This window comes from Mycolicibacterium pyrenivorans (assembly GCF_025821625.1).
Lineage (GTDB): Bacteria > Actinomycetota > Actinomycetes > Mycobacteriales > Mycobacteriaceae > Mycobacterium > Mycobacterium pyrenivorans.
In genome coordinates this window covers 1-12,937 of sequence record NZ_JACKSH010000069.1, presented here as the reverse complement: position 1 = coordinate 12,937, position 12,937 = coordinate 1, and the positions used below count along the sequence as shown (strand labels likewise).

Annotated in this window: 13 protein-coding genes; 3 read left to right on the top strand and 10 right to left on the bottom strand. The window is 67.7% G+C overall.

The window, feature by feature from the left end:
• The first annotated feature begins 100 nt into the window (after positions 1-100).
• On the top strand, positions 101-1,762 hold the full coding sequence (locus H7I57_RS09800; RefSeq protein WP_264023259.1) for an HNH endonuclease signature motif containing protein: 1,662 nt from the start codon (positions 101-103) through the stop codon (positions 1,760-1,762).
• 136 nt (positions 1,763-1,898) lie between these two features.
• Here the strand turns inward: H7I57_RS09800 and H7I57_RS09795 are convergent, their stop codons facing one another.
• The 3 genes from H7I57_RS09795 to H7I57_RS09785 are packed head-to-tail and all read right to left on the bottom strand — an operon-like array spanning position 1,899 to position 4,745.
• On the bottom strand, positions 1,899-2,519 hold the full coding sequence (locus tag H7I57_RS09795) for a LutC/YkgG family protein (protein WP_264023258.1): 621 nt from the start codon (positions 2,517-2,519) through the stop codon (positions 1,899-1,901).
• Positions 2,512-4,002, bottom strand: coding sequence for a LutB/LldF family L-lactate oxidation iron-sulfur protein (locus H7I57_RS09790; protein ID WP_264023257.1), 1,491 nt, complete (start codon positions 4,000-4,002; stop codon positions 2,512-2,514). The genes H7I57_RS09795 and H7I57_RS09790 overlap by 8 nt, the downstream gene beginning before the upstream one ends.
• Positions 3,999-4,745 carry a (Fe-S)-binding protein gene (locus H7I57_RS09785; protein WP_264023260.1) on the bottom strand — a complete coding sequence of 249 codons (747 nt, stop codon included), beginning with the start codon at positions 4,743-4,745 and terminating at the stop codon, positions 3,999-4,001. Before H7I57_RS09785 ends, H7I57_RS09790 begins: the two co-directional genes overlap by 4 nt.
• 53 nt (positions 4,746-4,798) lie before the next feature.
• On the opposite strand from H7I57_RS09785, the gene H7I57_RS09780 reads away from it, so the two are divergent.
• On the top strand, positions 4,799-5,173 hold the full coding sequence (locus tag H7I57_RS09780; RefSeq protein WP_264023256.1) for an ATPase: 375 nt from the start codon (positions 4,799-4,801) through the stop codon (positions 5,171-5,173).
• A 4-nt stretch (positions 5,174-5,177) separates the two neighbouring features.
• Here H7I57_RS09780 and ppc read toward each other — a convergent pair whose 3' ends face one another.
• From ppc to H7I57_RS09745, 7 genes are all read right to left on the bottom strand, one after another.
• A complete protein-coding gene (ppc, locus tag H7I57_RS09775) occupies positions 5,178-7,994 on the bottom strand; it encodes a phosphoenolpyruvate carboxylase (RefSeq protein WP_264023254.1) in 2,817 nt (938 codons plus the stop codon).
• A 57-nt stretch (positions 7,995-8,051) separates the two neighbouring features.
• The gene (locus H7I57_RS09770) at positions 8,052-8,456 is read right to left on the bottom strand and encodes a hypothetical protein (protein WP_264023253.1); all 405 of its coding nucleotides are present in this window, start codon (positions 8,454-8,456) and stop codon (positions 8,052-8,054) included.
• Positions 8,453-8,686 carry a preprotein translocase subunit SecG gene (secG, locus tag H7I57_RS09765; protein ID WP_264023252.1) on the bottom strand — a complete coding sequence of 78 codons (234 nt, stop codon included), beginning with the start codon at positions 8,684-8,686 and terminating at the stop codon, positions 8,453-8,455. The genes H7I57_RS09770 and secG overlap by 4 nt, the downstream gene beginning before the upstream one ends.
• A 44-nt stretch (positions 8,687-8,730) precedes the next feature.
• Entirely contained in the window at positions 8,731-9,516 is a 786-nt protein-coding gene (tpiA, locus tag H7I57_RS09760; protein ID WP_264023251.1) for a triose-phosphate isomerase, read from the bottom strand.
• Between the two features lie 7 nt (positions 9,517-9,523).
• Positions 9,524-10,735, bottom strand: coding sequence for a phosphoglycerate kinase (locus tag H7I57_RS09755; RefSeq protein ID WP_264023249.1), 1,212 nt, complete (start codon positions 10,733-10,735; stop codon positions 9,524-9,526).
• 37 nt (positions 10,736-10,772) lie between these two features.
• On the bottom strand, positions 10,773-11,792 hold the full coding sequence (gene gap / locus H7I57_RS09750; protein WP_264023248.1) for a type I glyceraldehyde-3-phosphate dehydrogenase: 1,020 nt from the start codon (positions 11,790-11,792) through the stop codon (positions 10,773-10,775).
• A gap of 134 nt (positions 11,793-11,926) precedes the next feature.
• On the bottom strand, positions 11,927-12,640 hold the full coding sequence (locus H7I57_RS09745; protein ID WP_264023246.1) for an ABC transporter substrate-binding protein: 714 nt from the start codon (positions 12,638-12,640) through the stop codon (positions 11,927-11,929).
• On the opposite strand from H7I57_RS09745, the gene H7I57_RS09740 reads away from it, so the two are divergent.
• The gene (locus H7I57_RS09740; protein ID WP_264023245.1) at positions 12,639-12,842 is read left to right on the top strand and encodes a hypothetical protein; all 204 of its coding nucleotides are present in this window, start codon (positions 12,639-12,641) and stop codon (positions 12,840-12,842) included. The two genes, H7I57_RS09745 and H7I57_RS09740, sit on opposite strands and share 2 nt — an antisense overlap.
• Positions 12,843-12,937: the final 95 nt, after the last annotated feature.

Below are 12,937 nucleotides of genomic sequence, written 5' to 3'. Positions count from 1 at the left end.
CTACGGCCATCACACCGCCAAATCACTGACCTCGATGATCTACCTCATGCTCGGCGGAATCAGCCCGAAACTCCCCACAACAAGGTGAGGAGTCGCATATATGTTCGATACGGCGTTCGCGGGCCTGGACGAGTCCGAGCTGATCGCTGCGATCGCACAGGCCGCGCGCGAGGAAGCTGCCGCGGGGGCACGCAAATCGGCGGCGATCGCACAGTTGGTGCATCTGACGGTCACCTACGACGACGAGGGTGGCCGGTGGGTGTACGACTCCTGGGCCGAGGCGGCCTCCGAGCTCGGGGCGGTGCTGAACATCGGGCAGAAGCGGGCGTCGGGGCAGATGCGGATCGCGGTCGCGCTGCGGGAGCGGCTGCCCAAGATCGCGGCGCTGTTCATCGCGGGCCGGTTGAGTGCCCGGTTGATCTCGGAGATCACCTGGCGCACCCGCCTGGTCGACGACGCGCAGTTGCTCGCCCTTCTGGATGCCGCGCTGGCCGAGCAGTCGTTGCAGTGGGGGCCGTTGTCGGACGTGCGGTTGATCCGGGCCATCGACGCGCTGATCGACCGCTATGACCCGGACGCGGTGATACGCGCCCGGGAGGTCATCAAGACCCGCGATTTCCATATCGGAGCCGCTGAGGACCCCGACGAGCTGGTATTGGTCTGGGGTCAGCTATTGGGCTGTGACGCCGCGATGCTCTCGGCCCGCATCACCGCGATGGTCAAGGGGATCTGCGACAACGACCGACGCACCATGGGTGAGCGGCGCTCGTGCGCGGTCGGGGCCATCATTGCGGGCCAGGATCATCTGCCGTGCCGGTGCGGCTCCCCCGAATGCGCCGCCACAGCGCCCCCTAAATCGAATGTGGTCATCTCGGTGATCGCCGATCCGGCCGCAATCGAGGCAGCCCAACAACTGATCGCCGTCGAGGACCGCGAACAACACAGCGCCCGCGCCGAGAAGCAGGCGCAGGCAATGCCCGCCCCTGAGCCGGAGCCCGAGCCCGTGACGCCGCCCGAGCCCGCCGCCGAGCCGGACTCACCCACGCCGGCGGATCCGGAGGTGTCGAAGTCGGATTCGCCTCGGTGCCTGCGGGATTCGGGGGTGGCGTTGCTACCGGGGGTGAAGATCCTGCCGATCGTGGCGTTGGCCGAGGCGATCCGGGGCGGGGCGGCGATCAAACAGTTGTGGCTGCCCGGCCCCGATCCCGAACCGCACTACCGGCCCTCGGCCAAACTGGCGGCGTTCGTGCGCGCCCGTGACCTGTTCTGCCGGCACCCGGGCTGTGACGTGCCTGCCGAACACTGCGATATCGACCACGTGACGCCCTGGCCGTACGGGCCCACCCATGCGTCGAATTTGAACTGCAAGTGCCGCACCCACCACATCGGGAAAACCTTCGCCGAGGGCTGGCACGACGAACAATTACCTGATGGCACGGTAATCTGGACGAGCCCGGCCGGGCAGCGCGCCACCACGGTGCCGGGCAGCCGGTTGATCTTCCCCGGCTGGGACACCACCACGGCCGAACTACCGCCGATGGCCCAACCGCCACCGGATCCCGGGCGCACCGCGAAGATGCCGAAACGACGACGCACCCGCGCCGCCGACAACGCCGCCCGCATCAAAGCCGAACGCGAATACAACGCCGCCCAACGCGCCCTCGAACACCAACGAGCCAGTGCCGCCGAACAACATCGGCAGGCAGGCTTACCGCCACCTCAACCACACCCCGACTACGGCGACGACCCACCACCATTCTGAGCGGCGCGGGCATCCGCGACGCCCGCGAGGTACTGGGCGACACGGTCGGTCAACGCGGCATCCGTCGCCCTGGGGTCGCGGTCACACCGGCGAATCCACATGTTGATCAGACGCACATGAGGCCCGCCCGGTTCCCCTATCCGACGACGATCACGTGGAGGGTGCGCGGCCCGTGCACCCCCTCGACACGGTCCAGCTCGATGTCGCTGGTCGCGCTCGGACCGCTGATCCATGTCAACGGCCGGGTGTGCAGCCCCGAATCCATCAGCTGCGCTACTGCTTTCGGAATATCGTCGACGATCTGGTCGGCCCGGACCACGCAGACGTGGACGTCGGGGACGAGGCTCAACGCCCGGCGGCCCTGTCCCGCCCCGTGGTCGAGGATGATCGTGCCGGTGTTGGCCACCGCCACCGTCGCCGTGGTGACCACCGCGTCGACACGGTCCAGGTCATACGTGGTCAGCATGTCGTCGGCCATCCACCGCGCGCTGTCCGGCCAGCAGGTGCGAACCGCCGCGTCGGCGACGACCCTCTCAAACCCCCGCGACGTCAGCGCGATCGCGTCGCCGACACATGCCTCGCCGACCCTTTCGACTGTGGCGCGGTAGTCGGCGACCCGCTCGACGAAGCGATCGACGAGATCGAGGTCACCGGTGCCGACCGGCCGACCGTAGGTCCACGGCACCTCGCGTGCAGCGGGCCGGTCCACCAGCGCACCGCGGATCCGGCCGAGGATCTCGGCTCGCGCCTCACTCACGGGTGCCGCCGTCCGTCCGATCCCACCACGCCCGGAACGACTCGGTGGGCGGCACCGGCGCATCACGCGCAGTCGACCAGGCACTGGCGGGCCACGGCAGCGACCGTAACGTCTGCTTCGCACCGAAGAGCTTGCTGCGCAGCACTTTTCCGGCGATACCCGCAGCTTTCTCCACCGCTTCCATCCGCCGGTGGTCGGCGAATACCCAACCTGCGCCCTTCATCGCCACCTGCTCGCCCGAGGACAGCCCACCGCGGCTTTCGTCCACCACCCTGGTGCGCAGGTGCACCAGCATCGACGGGATGTCGATGCGCACCGGACAGACGTCGAAGCAGGCACCGCACAAACTCGATGCGAAAGGCAACGACCTGTCGACGTCACTGCCGGTGCCACGCAGTTGCGGGGTGAGCACCGCCCCGATCGGACCCGGGTACACCGAGCCGTAGGAATGGCCACCGGCGCGCTCGTAGACCGGGCACACGTTCAGGCAGGCCGAGCAGCGGATGCATCGCAACGCGTCGCGGCCCCCGGGGTCGGCGAGCACCCGGGTGCGGCCGTTGTCCAGCAGGACGATGTGGACGTTGCGCGGCCCGTCGCCGGCGGCGGGTCCGGTCCAGATCGAGGTGTACGGATTCTCGCGTTCGCCGGTACTGCTGCGGGGCAGCACCTGCAGGAACACCTCCAGGTCACGGAACGAGGGAAGCACCTTCTCGATGCCGACGACCGAGATCAGGGTCTCCGGCAGCGTCAGGCACATCCGGCCGTTGCCCTCGGACTCGACGACCACCAGGCTGCCCGTGTCGGCGATCGCGAAGTTGGCGCCGGACACCGCGACCTTGGCCCTCAGGAACTTCTCCCGCAGGTGCAGCCTCGCGGCTTCGGCGAGGCGCCTCGGGTCGTCGGTGAGGTCGCCCGGTGCGGGGCGGCCGACCTTGGCCATTTCGCGCAGGAAGATCTCGCGAACCTCGGCACGGTTGCGGTGGATCGCCGGTACCAGGATGTGACTGGGCCAGTCGTCACCGAGCTGGACGATGAGCTCCGCCAGGTCGGTCTCCCACGCGTCGATCCCGGCCGCGGCGAGCGCCTCGTTGAGTTCGATCTCCTGCGTGACCATCGATTTGACCTTGACCACCTCGGACGCCGCTTCGGCCTGCACCAGTTCGACGACGATGCGGTTGGCTTCCTCGGCGTCGCGGGCCCAGTGCACCGTCGCTCCCGCCGCGGTGGCGTTGGCCTCGAATGCCTCAAGATGCTCGTCGAGACGGTGCAGCGCCGCGTCCTTGATCGCCGCGGCGGCCAGCCGCAGTTCCTCCCAATTGTGCAGTTCGGCGACGACGGCGGCGCGTTTGGCGCGGATGGTGCCGGTGGCGTGGGCGAGGTTGCGGCGCAGCACCGAATCCCGCAGCGCCGCCTTGGCCGCGGTCTGGAATGTGGGAAGGCCCAGGAACGCCCCGGTGACCCCGACATGCGGGTGGCCGGTCACGCGCCGCCATCCTCGGTGGTGGCGAGCAGTTCGGCCAGATGCATGACCCGCATTCCACCGCGCTGCCGGGACAGCAGTCCCCCGATGTGCGCCAGGCACGAATTGTCACCGGCGACAAGAACTTCGGCTCCGGTGCGTCGTGCCGCCGCGGCCTTGCCGGCTCCCATCGCGATCGACGTGTCGGCGTTCTTCAGCGCGAACGTGCCGCCGAACCCGCAGCACTGCTCCGCGCCGGGCAACTCGACGAGGTCGATACCGCGCACCGCCTCGAGCAGTCGCAGCGGGCGGTCGCCGACCCGCAGCATTCGCAGCGAGTGACAGGTCGGGTGGTAGGTGACGCGATGCGGGAAGTACGCACCCACGTCGGTGACACCGAGGACGTCGACCAGGAACTCCGAGAGCTCGTAGACGTTGGGCGCGACGGCCTCGACCGCGGCCTGCAGTCGGGCGTCCCCGACCCTCGCGGCCACGTCGCGGTGCTGGTGGCGCACCGAGCCGACACAGGAACCCGACGGCGCGACGACGGCGTCGTAACCGGCGAAGGTCGCGGCGAAGTTACGCACCGCGGGGATGGCCTCCTCGGCATAGCCGGTGTTGGTGAACATCTGACCGCAGCAGGTCTGCTCCAGTGGGAACTCGACAACACATCCCAGTCGGCGCAGTAGCCGCACAACGGCTTTCGGAGTCTCGGGCCACATCACGTCGTTGAAGCAGGTGGCGAACAGCGCGACTCTGACGGGCATCATCAAGGGCGAACATATCCGACTCACCGGCCGCACACGTCATACTGACCGACATGGCAGACAAAGGCGGCAGACCAGCAGTCCGGACCGGCGGCGAGCGCATCAGGAAGCTCGCCCAAGCAGCGCTGAACGCTGATGTCACCGTCGAGCAGGTCGACACGATCCTGGAAGGCCTGAGTGGGACGCTCGACGACCTGAACAACTCGACGGGCAAACTCGACGCGACGCTCGAGCGATTCAACGAGACCATCAGCCAGATCAACGAGCTGGCCCCGCGCCTGAACGCCGTCGTCGACCGGATGGAAGGCATCGTCGTGCGCGTCGAGCGGATCGTCGGGATCGGCGAATCGGTCATCCTCCCCCTGGCCGCCACCGAGCAGGTGGTCCGCGGCGCGGTCAACAAGGTGCGCCGCACCACCGGTCTGTAGCCGGCTATCCGCTGTTGCGCAGCGCGGTGGCCAGACCGCTCATGGTCAGCAGGATGCCGCGCTGCACGAGTTCGTCCTCGTCGCCGGAGCGATAGCGGCGCAGCAGTTCGACCTGAAGGTGGTTCAGCGGCTCGAGGTACGGGAAGCGGTTGAACACGGACCTGGCCAGCGCCGGGTTGTCGGCCAGCAGGTCGTCGTGGCCGGTGATGAGCTTGTGCATGCGGATCGTGCGCTCGTGCTCGTCGGCGATCTTGTCGAACACCCGACGGCGAAGCGCTTCGTCCTCGACCAGTTCCGCGTAGTGCGCGGCCAGACCGAGATCCGACTTGGCCAGCACCTGCGCCATGTTCGACAGCACTGTCGCGAAGAACGGCCAGCGCCGGTACAGGTCCTGCAACACCTCGAGGCGGGCTTCGCCCTCGTCGCCGTCGGCGATCCACTGCTCGAAGGCCGTCCCCGTGCCGTACCAGCCGGGCAGCATCACCCTGGACTGGCTCCATGCCAGCACCCACGGGATAGCCCGCAGGTCCGAGATCGAGGTGGTCGGCTTGCGCGATGTCGGCCTGCTGCCGATGTTGAGGGCGCCGATCTCGCTGACCGGGGTGGACGCCTTGAAGTACTCCACGAACCCCGGCGTCTCGTGGACGAGTTCGGCATAGGCCCGCTGCGCCCGCGCCGCCAGGTCGTCGAGCACCTCGTAGGCCGGTTCGGCCAGCTCCCCGAGACCTTCGGTGTCGAGCAGGGTCGCCTCCAGCGTGGCGGCCAGCAGCGTTTCGAGGTTGCGATGGGCGATCCTCGGCTCGGCGTACTTGGCGGCGATCACCTCGCCCTGCTCGGTGATCCGCAGAGATCCCCTGACCGCGCCGGGCGGCTGCGCGAGGATCGCGTCGTAGCTCGGGCCGCCACCACGCCCGACGGTGCCGCCGCGGCCGTGGAACAGCCGCAGCCGGATTACGGTCTTGCGTGCCGACTCGACCAGATCGAGCTCGGCCCGGTACAGCGCCCAGTTCGCGGCCAGGTATCCGCCGTCCTTGTTGGAGTCCGAATAGCCGAGCATCACCTCCTGGCTGTCGCCACGGGCCGCGACGATCGACCGGTACAGCGGAAGGTCAAGTGCGGCTTCCAGGATCGAGGACCCCCGCTGCAGGTCGTCGATGGTCTCGAACAGTGGGACGACCCCGACCGGTGCGTAGGGATGCTCTGACGACGCATCCAGCAGCCCGGCCTCCTTGAGCAGCAGCGCCGCCTCGAGCATGTCCGACACCGACTGGCACATCGAGATGATGTAGTTCGGCACGGCCTGCGGACCGAAGACGTGCACCGCCCGCGCGGCCGCTCTGACGATGTCGAGTTCCTTGTGGGCCAACTCCGACAGATCGGCATCCGGGCCGGTCAGTGGCCGGCGGGTGGCCAACTCGGCTGCCAGTAGCTCGACGCGTTCGGGTTCGCTCAACGAGGCGTAATCGGGGTGCACCCCGGCCCAGGCCAGCAGTTCGGCGACGACCTCCTCATGCACGTCGGAGTTCTGCCGAAGGTCGAGACCGGACAGGTGAAAACCGAAGACCCGCACAGCTTCCCGCAGCCGCAGCAGCCGGTCGTCGGCCAGCACCGCGCTGCCGTTGGCGCGTAGTGACGCGTCGACGGCATCAAGGTCGGCCAGCAGTTCGCCCGGGGTGTTGTAGGCCTCGAGGCCCAGGTCGAGTTCGTGTTCGGGTTGCCGGTCGAGGATCTGCTCGGCGGTGGCGGTCAGCCGGGCGTGGATCACGCGCAGCGCGCGGCGGTAGGGTTCGTCGGCGCGGGCGGGTTCGTGGCACGCCTCGGCGAGTGCGGTCACGTCGTCGCTGATGTGCACCAACCTCTGCGACATCGACAGTTCCTCCTCGAGCGCGGTGAGCTCGACGAAGTAGTAGGCGAATGCGGCGTAGGCGGCCCTGCCGGTCGCCTGCCTGACGACCTCGGCGGTCACGTTGGGATTGCCGTCGCGGTCGCCGCCGATCCACGATCCCGGCCGCAGGATCGGTTCCTGCAGCAGGCCCGCCCCCGGCCAGCGGGCCTCGAACGCCGCACGGACCTCGGCGTTTACCTTCGGGATGACCTCGAAGAACGCCGCAGGGTAGTAGCGAAGGCCCGTCTCGATCTCGTCCTGGATCTTCAGCCGGGACAGCCGGATCAGCGCGGTCTGCCACAGCGTGAGGATGTGGCGGCGTAGCTCCCTCTCGATGTCGCGGCCGTCCTCGGTCGTGGTGTAGCCGTGCAGGCGCAGGCGCATCAACTCGGTGATGCGGTGCTGGGTGTCGAACACCGTGCGCCTGCGGGTCTCGGTGGGATGCGCGGTGATGACCGGGGACACCAGCGCGCCGACGAGGGCGTCGGCGACGGTGTCCGAATCCAGTTCCGCGGTGTCGAGCTTCAGGTAGGTGGCGGCCAGGCTGCTGTTCTGTGGCGGCTCCCCCGCCGACTCGTGGACGGCCCTGCGGCGCTCACGGTGGATGTCCTCGGCGACGTTGGCCAGTAGCGCGAAATGGGTGAACGCCCGGATGACGGGGATCGCCTGATGGATGTCGACGCCGTCGAACAGCTTCGCCATGTCGGTGCGGTCGATCTCGGACCTGCGTACCCGGAAGGACTCGACCCGGGCCCGCTCGACGAGATCGAACACCGCGTCGCCGTTCTGCTCACGCACCGTCTCCCCCAGGATCGCCCCGAGCAGGCGAATGTCCTCCCGCATCGGTTCGGTGGCTTCCCGGCCCACCTGGGTGCGTTGCACAGCCCCGATTGGTTCGAGAGCAGCATCGGACGTCGCGCCGGAGACCTCGGTCATGTGTTCAAGTATCGAGGGCCGACTGTATGAGCGCAGGGCGAGGGCAACGCTGTCGCGTTACGCGTAGAGCAGCACGATCGTCAGCGCGGAGGTGATCACCAGGGCCGCCAGCGCGGCACCGACGATCACCGCGACACCGCTGTAGCGCTGCGGCGGCGGCCCCAGGGCCCCGCGGCTGAACGTCCACAGCGGCATCTTGTACTCGAGCTCGACGAGTTGGCCGGGGTTCACCAGCACCGTGTGGTCGGCCACACCGACGCGAGACGGAATGAGGTAGGGAACGAACACCTGCACGTGGTAGCGGCCCGGCCAGGTCGGATAGACGCCACGACCCCACCCCACCACGGGCATCTCGTAACCGTTGAGCAGAACCTTCGGCTTGAAGAACACAAAGCCCCACGACAGCGGGAAGTAGGCCGTCGAGATGGCGATGCCCTGGGCGGGCATCCGCTCGGGGTTCACCCGTACTTGATTGACAGCGCCATGCCGACGATGGAGACCACCCAAATCCCGGTGACGAACAGGGTCAACCGGTCGAGGTTCTTCTCGACCACGGTGGAGCCGGACAGGCTGGACTGCACGCCGCCGCCGAAGAGGCTGGACAGACCGCCACCCTTGGCGCGATGCAGCAGGACCAGGAGCACGACCAGCACGCTGGTCACGATCAGTGTGATCTGCAGGGCCAATTCCATGGCCGCCAGACTACAGGGCGCGGGCGGAGCCTCAGGGCTTCGGGTTAGGGCAGTGGCCCGCCTGCCGCGATCGCCGACAGCGTGGCGAACTGCTCGCCGTCCAACGAGGCCCCTCCGACCAGCGCGCCGTCGACGTCGCTCTGACCGACGATCTCACCGACGTTCTTCGCGTTGACGGACCCGCCGTAGAGCACACGCACCCCGGAGGCGATGTCAGTGGAGGCCAGGTTGCCCAGCTCCTCGCGGATCGCCTTGCAGACCTCCTGCGCGTCGGCTGCGCTGGCCACCCGGCCGGTGCCGATCGCCCACACCGGTTCGTAGGCGATGACGGCCTGCCCGATCTGTTCGGCCGACAGACCGGCCAGCGAGCCGCGTAGCTGGTTGACGTTGTGCTCGACGTGGTTGCCCGCCTCACGGACCTCGAGGTGCTCTCCGATGCAGATGATCGGGATCAGGCCGTGCTTGAACGCGGCGGCGGCCTTCGCGGCGACCAGTGCGTCGTCCTCGTCGTGGTAGGTGCGTCGCTCGGAGTGCCCCACCACGACGAACGTGCATCCCAGCTTGGCCAGGAATGCACCGCTGATCTCACCGGTGTAGGCGCCCGCGTCGTGCTGTGACACGTCCTGCGCACCATAGGTGAGCCGCAACTTGTCGCCGTCGACCAGAGTCTGCACGCTCCGCAGATCGGTGAAGGGCGGGATGACGGTTACGTCGACCTTGTCGAAGTACTTGTCCGGCAACGAGAAAGCGATCTTCTGCACCAACGCGATGGCCTCGAAGTGGTTGAGGTTCATCTTCCAGTTGCCGGCGATCAGCGGCTTACGGGACACGGGTCTCCTAGTTCAGTACGTTTATGCCGGGCAGTTCTTTGCCCTCAAGGTATTCCAGCGAGGCGCCACCACCGGTGGAAATGTGGGAGAACCCGTCTTCCGGCAGGCCCAGCTGACGGACCGCTGCCGCCGAATCCCCGCCGCCCACCACGCTGAACGCGCCCTTGCCGGTGGCGCCGATGATGGCTTCGGCCACACCCTTGGTGCCTGCCGCGAACGCGGGGAACTCGAACACCCCCATCGGGCCGTTCCAGAAGATCGTCCTGGCGTTGGACAGCAGCGCGCTGAACCGCCTCACCGACTCCGGTCCGATGTCCAGACCCATCTTGCCGTCCGGGATCTTGTCGGCGGCCACCGTCTCTGCCGGTGAGTCGGCGGAGAACTTGTCCGCCACCACGATGTCGACCGGCAGATGCAGCACGTCGCCGTAGGTGTCGAGCAGCTTGCGGCAGGTCTCGATCATGCCCTCCTCGAGCAGCGAGCCTCCAACCGAAAGGCCTTGTGCGGCAAGGAAGGTGAAGCACATGCCGCCGCCGATGACCAGGCTGTCCGCCTTGGTGGCGAGGTTCTCGATGACCGCCAGCTTGTCTGACACCTTGGAGCCGCCCAGCACGACGGCGTACGGCCGCTCGTCGGCGCCGGTCAACTGCTCGAGCACCTTCACCTCGGTCGCCACCAGGGTGCCCGCGTAGTGCGGCAGCAACGCGGCCACGTCGTACACCGAGGCCTGCTTGCGGTGCACCACGCCGAAACCGTCCGAGACGAAGGCACCGTCGTCACCGACGAGTTCGACGAGGGCCTTGGCCAACTTCGTGCGCTCGGCGTCGTCCTTGCTGGTCTCCCTGGCGTCGAAGCGGATGTTCTCCAGCAGCAGGATGTCGCCGTCGGTGAGCCCTTCGGCGCGGGCCAGCGCGTCGGATCCGACGACATCGCCGGCCAGTTGGACGTGGCGGCCCAGCTTCTCCCCCAGCGCCGCGGCCACCGGGGCGAGGGAGAACTTGGGGTCCGGCTCGCCCTTGGGCCTGCCGAGGTGCGCGGTGACCACGACCTTGGCACCGGCGTCACTGAGCGCCTTCAGTGTCGGCACCGAGGCGATGATGCGACCCGGATCAGAGATGTTGCCGTCGTCGCCGAGGGGCACGTTCAAGTCGGAGCGCACCAACACGCCCCGCCCCGAAACCCCTTCGGACAGAAGGTCGTCGAGCGACTTGATGCCCATCGCGCTGCCTATTCTCCCGCCGCTTCGCTCGCCCCGGTCACAGCGACTTGCCGACCAAGCCGACCAGGTCGACGAGGCGGTTGGAGTAGCCCCACTCGTTGTCGTACCAGGAGACGACCTTGGCCTGGTTGTCGATGACCTTGGTCAGACCCGAGTCGAAGATCGAACTGTGCGGGTCGGTGACGATGTCGCTGGAGACAATCGGTGCGTCGTAGTACTTGAGGATGCCCTTGAGCTTGCCGTCCGCGGCCGCCTTCATGACGGCGTTGATCTCCTCGGCGGTGCCCGGCTTGGCCAGCTCGACGGTCAGGTCGGTCGCCGATCCGGTGGGGATCGGTACCCGCAGCGCGTAGCCGTCCAGCTTGCCCTTGAGCTCCGGCATGACCAGGCCGATGGCCTTGGCTGCGCCGGTGGAGGTCGGCACGATGTTGAGCGCGGCGGCGCGCGCCCGGCGCAGATCCTTGTGCGGACCGTCCTGCAGGTTCTGGTCCTGGGTGTAGGCGTGGATCGTGGTCATCAGGCCCTTGACGATGCCGAACTCGTCGTGCAGAACCTTGGCCATCGGGCCGAGGCAGTTCGTCGTGCACGACGCGTTGGAGATGATGTTCTGGCTGCCGTCGTACTTGTCCTCGTTGACGCCGATGACGATGGTGATGTCCTCGTCCTTGGCCGGGGCGGAGATGATGACTTTTTTGGCGCCGGCCTCCAGGTGCCCCTTCGCCCGGGCGTCGGTGAAGATGCCGGTCGACTCGACCACCACGTCGACACCGAGGTCACCCCACGGCAGTTCCGCCGGGCCCGCCTTGATCTCGAGCGCCTTGATCTTCATGTCGCCGACGACGATGGTGTCATCGCCTTCGAGGCTGACGTCGTAGGGCAGCCGGCCCAGGATCGAGTCGAACTTCAGCAGGTGGGCCAACGTGGCATTGTCAGTGAGGTCGTTGACGGCCACGATCTCGATGTCGGTGTTCTTACCTTCGGCCTTCTGCGCGTCCAGCGCGCGGAAGAAGTTGCGTCCGATGCGGCCGAAGCCGTTCACGCCTACCCGGATCGTCACGTCTGTCTCCTCTGTTTCTCATCCACTGCGCATCTGTTCAATTGCGCTGTTCGGTCACTGAAAGTCTTCGGCACTGCCCGGCAGCCAGCCTAATGGTTGCGGTTCTCGCTGCGCACGGCCTGTCCCCACCGGTGCTAGAGCGCTCCCAACGTCTGGTCGGCGTAGGGACTGCCCAGCCATTTGCGGCGGATGCGTTGAAGTGTGCCGTCGTCCTCCAACTCGGCCTGTGCGACCCGAAGCCTGCCGGCAAGCACCTGGTCAGCGGGTGCGACCGCGATGGCGATGTCCTCGACCGACAGGTGGCGCTGCACCACCTGAACACCTGGCAGCGGCTTGACGAGCTCGGTCAGAACCGGGCCGAACTCGAGCAGGGCGTCACACCCCCCGGTGCTGAGGTCGGTGATCGCGGTGCCGATGTCGCCGTGTTCGTAGAAACACAACCGCGCGGCCTTGCCTTCGGCGACGAGTCGCTCGGCGATCGGCTGGCCGGTGGTGCCGCGCTGCACGCCGATGGACAGCCCGCCGAGGTCGTCGATCGAATGCACCTGTGGCAGCCTGCCGGTGTCGACCGCCAGCGCCTGGCCCGAGATCAGATATGGCGGAAGGAATATCGCCTTGGCTTCGCGCGCCGGTGTCACGGTGATGCCCGCCGCCACACAGTCGTAGTCACCCGACCCCAGCCGGTCGAAGAGGCCATCGAAGTCCGTGCCGCCGTCGGTGACGAACGCGACGGGTTCGCCGAGCGCTGCGGCGAGGGCGGTCATCAGCTCGATCTCGAGGCCCGTGTCGCCGGGCATCGAATTGAATGGCGGGACCGGGCACGCCACGCCGACCCTCAACGTCGTCATGCCTCCCAACCTAGGCTGCATCGCCACTGTCGTCCTCGATGCCCCGGTCCTCCAGCCACGACTCGGCCGTCAACTGGCAGGTGGCTTCTCGGATGTGGGGACGATCGTGGTGTCCGTGGTGCACGCGGTCGGGTCGGTCGGTCGCACGCTGGTCGGTGCGCCGCTGACAGACCCCGGCGCGGGTCAGTCGGCCGTCGACTAAGCCTTGATTCACCGATCGACCCTCGGCGTGGGGGCGAAATTCGGTTGTGCGCTTTGGAGTCGGGGTGGGCCGTTGTGCGGGATCAGATGATGGCC